The following is a 3,567-nucleotide window of genomic DNA, read 5'->3' as shown; positions in this document are numbered from 1 at the left end:
CGGCAATGCGCTTGGCCTCGATGTCGCAGAGGATCCCGACCGCCGTATTGATCGTATGCGCACGCTCGGATCCATCAAACCGTCGATGCTGCAGGACCTGGAAGGGCGGCGGCCAATGGAACACGAATCGCTGACCGGCGCCGTGCTGGCGATCGGGACGCGGCTCGGCGTCGCGGTGCCGCTGATCCAGGCCGTGCACGGATTGATCCGGCAGAGGGCCAACAGCATGGGGCTGCAGTAATTGGCCCGCCAGTGATCGTGCAGATTTTCTTGTTGAGCAAGGCGAGGTAGCGGGCACAAGACCCGTGCCCGCCGTCCGCCGGATTGATTGAAGCAGGAGGAGACCATGCAGGCAGCCGATTTGCGCAAGCTCGTCGTCGACGATGTGCCCCTCGGGCAGTTCGCGGTTCACCGTGACGTGTACCGCGATCCGGAGATTTTCGAGCTGGAGATGCGCTACATCTTCGAGCGGACCTGGGTCTTCCTGGGACTGGAATCGCAGATTCCCGACGCACACGATTATTTCACCACCTGGATCGGCCGCAACCCGGTGCTGGTATCGCGCGGCGCCGATGGCCAGGTCGGGTGTTTCCTGAACACCTGCCGCCACCGCGGCGCGGTGGTGTGCCAGAAGGCCCAGGGCAATGCCCGCTTCCATGTCTGCCAGTACCACGGCTGGTCCTATGACAGCAGCGGCCGCAGCAAGACCATCAAGGATCGCGAAGACGGTTGCTACAGCGCTGCCTTCGAGCAGGACAATCACGACCTGACGCCGATCGCGCGGCTGGCTTCCTATCGCGGCGTGCTGTTCGGCAGCCTCAGTGCCGACGTGCCGCCGCTGGAGCAATATCTGGGCGACACCCGTTTTTTCCTCGACCTGGTGATCGACCAGAGTCCGCACGGCATCGAGCTGGTGCCGGGCAACTGCACCTACACCTTCAAGGGCAACTGGAAGCTGCAGCTCGACAATAGCCTGGACGGCTATCACCTGACCTCGGTGCACCCGACTTTCATGAAAATCGTCGACAAGCGCAAGTCGGGCGAATCGGGCAATCAACTGGCGAGCGTCGATTTCGCCGCCTACCGTTCGCGCGGCAGCTTTACCTTTGAAAACGGCCATGCCGTGGTCTGGACCCGCAATCCGGCGCCGGCAATCCGGCCGCTGTACAAGACGATCGACGAGGTGCGCGCGCGGGTTGGCGACGCCCGCGCCGAATGGATGCTCGATACCCGCAACCTGGTGTTGTTTCCGAACGTGCAGTTTGCGGAAAACGCTTCACTGCAATTGCGCATCGTGCGGCCGCTGGCGGTAGACCGCACCGAGATGCGCAGCTTTTGCCTGGCGCCGAAAGGCGAGCCGGACGAAGCGCGCGAGTTCCGCTTGCGCCAGTTCGAAGATTTCTTCAACAGCAGCGGCCTGGCCACGCCTGACGACACGACCTGCTATGAAGACTGCCAGACCGGCTACCAGGCGCAGCCGGTGCACTGGACGCAAGGCTATTCGCGCGGCATGACGGCCCTGGTGCAAGGGCCGAACGATGCCGCCCGCTCGATTGGTATCAATCCGGTAACGAGTCTCGGCGGCGGCGTGAAAATCCAGGACGAGACCTTGTTCCACTCCGCCTATCGTGAATGGGTACGGCTGATGATGGCCGGCGCCGAGCGCGACAGCGCGGTAGCAGCGGGGGCGGCATGACGGCGCTGCACCAGGCCAGCGAACTGTTGTTCCGCGAGGCAGCCCTGCTCGACCTGCGCCAGTGGGACCAGTGGCTGGCATTGTTTGCACCGGACGCGGAGTACTGGGTGCCAAGCTGGAAGAATGAGGACCAGCCCACCAGCGACCCGAAACGCGAACTGTCGCTGATCTATTACGCCAGCCGTGCCGGCCTGGAGGATCGTGTGGGTCGGGTACAGTCCGGACGCGCCGTATCGTCGATGGTGCTGCCGCGCACCCAGCATGCGATCAGCAACGTGCGGATCCTGGCCGCCGGACCGGACAGCATGACCGTCGCATCGAACTGGACCACGCATCAGTTCCTGCCCAAGGACAAGAGCGTCGAGTTGTTCTTCGGCCGCTACCGGCACGAGTTCCGGCGTCATGGCGACGACTGGCTGATTGCCCGTCGCAAGGCCCTGCTGCTGAACGACTATTTACCGGCTCGACTGGATTTTTACAGCTTGTGAGTGAAGTGCACGCACTACCGCAACACGATAACGATAACGGAGACATAAATATGAAGAACTGGCTGATACGCGCATCAGTGTTCCTGTGCTGCTTTACTGCCCTGGCCGGCAATGCCGCTGCCCAGGCCTATCCGAACAAGCCGATACAACTCGTGCTGGGCTTCCCGCCGGGCGGCAGCACCGATATCCTGGCGCGCGTGGTCGCCAGCAAATTGCAGGCGGCCTGGGGCCAGCCGGTTGTCGTGTTGAACAAGCCGGGCGCCAGCACCATCATCGCCACCGAGTTCGTCGCCAAATCGCCGGCAGATGGCTACACCTTGCTGCTGGGCGCCAGCAGCGCCAACACGATCAACCCGATCCTTTATCCGAAGCTTTCCTACAGCCCGACCCGCGACTTTGCGCCGATCACGATCATGGGCAGCTTCCCGCTGGTGCTGGCGGTGCATCCTTCGGTGCCTGCCTCCTCGGTGCGCGAACTGGTTGCGCACAACAAGACCCGGGCCACGCCGATGAATTACAGTTCCGCCTCCACGCTGTTCCAGCTGGCCGGGGAAATGTTCAAGCAAATGGGCGGCATCGAGTTGACCCATATTCCTTACAAGGGCAGCGCACAAGCGCTCACGGCGATGACCGCCGGCGACGTGCAGATGCTGTTCCTGGACCCGGCGCCGGTGATTGCGCAGGTCAAGGGCGGTCGCGCCAAGGCACTGGCGGTCACATCGAAGAAACGCTGGGCCTTGTTGCCCGAGTTGCCAACCATGGCTGAATCGGGCATGCCCGATTTCAACGTCACTGCATGGGTCGGCCTGTTCGCCCCCATAGGGACGCCGGGCGACATCCAGGCCAGGTTGCAGGTGGAAGTCAATCGCATCCTGCAAATGCCGGATGTGCGCGAGCGGCTTGATACGCTGGGCATCGATCCGGGTGGACGGGCGCTGGGCATCGAGCCGGCATCCAATAATTCGGAAACGCTCACGCAGTTGATCCGCGAAGAGGGCGCGCGTTACGCCAAGGTCATCAAGACTGCCAACATCAAGGCGGAATAAAACCGTAGCCGCCCGCACCGGAGATTGCCATGCCAGTCGTCACGCCATCCGCCACGCCGTCGGTTACGGCAGGCCCGCCCCGCATCCTGCTTGAGCTGCGGCCCGAGGGCCTGAGTTTTCCCGAGCCGCCAAGCTTCGCCACCAAGGAAGCCGAGCGCGTGCACCTGAAGGAACGGCTGGCGGCGGCGCTTCGGATTTTTTCCCTGTGCGGCTTCGACGCCGGCATTGCCGGACACATCAGCGCCCGCGATCCGGTACTGAGCGACCATTTCTGGGTCAATCCGCTGGCAGTGCATTTCAGCCGGATCCGGGTATCGGATCTGGTGCTGGTCGACCA

5 protein-coding genes are annotated in these 3,567 nt (G+C 63.1%); all 5 read left to right on the top strand.

The genetic code is table 11. From position 1 onward, the window contains the following. A partial coding sequence (locus Q7T64_RS08285; protein ID WP_304794183.1) for a ketopantoate reductase family protein occupies positions 1–241 on the top strand: 241 nt, incomplete at its 5' end. Positions 242–346: 105 nt separating this feature from the next. Further along, complete coding sequence (locus Q7T64_RS08280) at positions 347–1,696, top strand: aromatic ring-hydroxylating dioxygenase subunit alpha (RefSeq protein WP_304794179.1); 1,350 nt, start codon at positions 347–349, stop codon at positions 1,694–1,696. Beyond that, a complete protein-coding gene (locus Q7T64_RS08275) occupies positions 1,693–2,184 on the top strand; it encodes an aromatic-ring-hydroxylating dioxygenase subunit beta (protein WP_304794176.1) in 492 nt (163 codons plus the stop codon). The genes Q7T64_RS08280 and Q7T64_RS08275 overlap by 4 nt, the downstream gene beginning before the upstream one ends. Positions 2,185–2,234: 50 nt before the next feature. Next, positions 2,235–3,230 (top strand): tripartite tricarboxylate transporter substrate binding protein, encoded by a 996-nt coding sequence (locus Q7T64_RS08270; RefSeq protein ID WP_304794173.1) that lies wholly within the window; start codon positions 2,235–2,237, stop codon positions 3,228–3,230. Positions 3,231–3,259: 29 nt separating this feature from the next. Next, positions 3,260–3,567 (top strand): class II aldolase/adducin family protein (locus tag Q7T64_RS08265; protein ID WP_304794170.1); only part of this gene is annotated, 308 nt, incomplete at its 3' end.

It is taken from the genome of Lacisediminimonas sp. (assembly GCF_030645335.1).
Taxonomy (GTDB): Bacteria; Pseudomonadota; Gammaproteobacteria; order Burkholderiales; family Burkholderiaceae_D; genus Lacisediminimonas.
The sequence above is the reverse complement of the archived record's forward strand: the minus strand, read 5'-3'. Positions and strand labels throughout refer to the sequence as shown.

Bases quoted from the DNA above. Each gene is read 5' to 3' on its own strand.
- Q7T64_RS08280 (WP_304794179.1), top strand. From the start codon at position 347: ATGCAGGCAGCCGATTTGCGCAAGCTCGTCGTCGACGATGTGCCCCTC.
- Q7T64_RS08275 (WP_304794176.1), top strand. From the start codon at position 1,693: ATGACGGCGCTGCACCAGGCCAGCGAACTGTTGTTCCGCGAGGCAGCC.
- Q7T64_RS08270 (WP_304794173.1), top strand. From the start codon at position 2,235: ATGAAGAACTGGCTGATACGCGCATCAGTGTTCCTGTGCTGCTTTACT.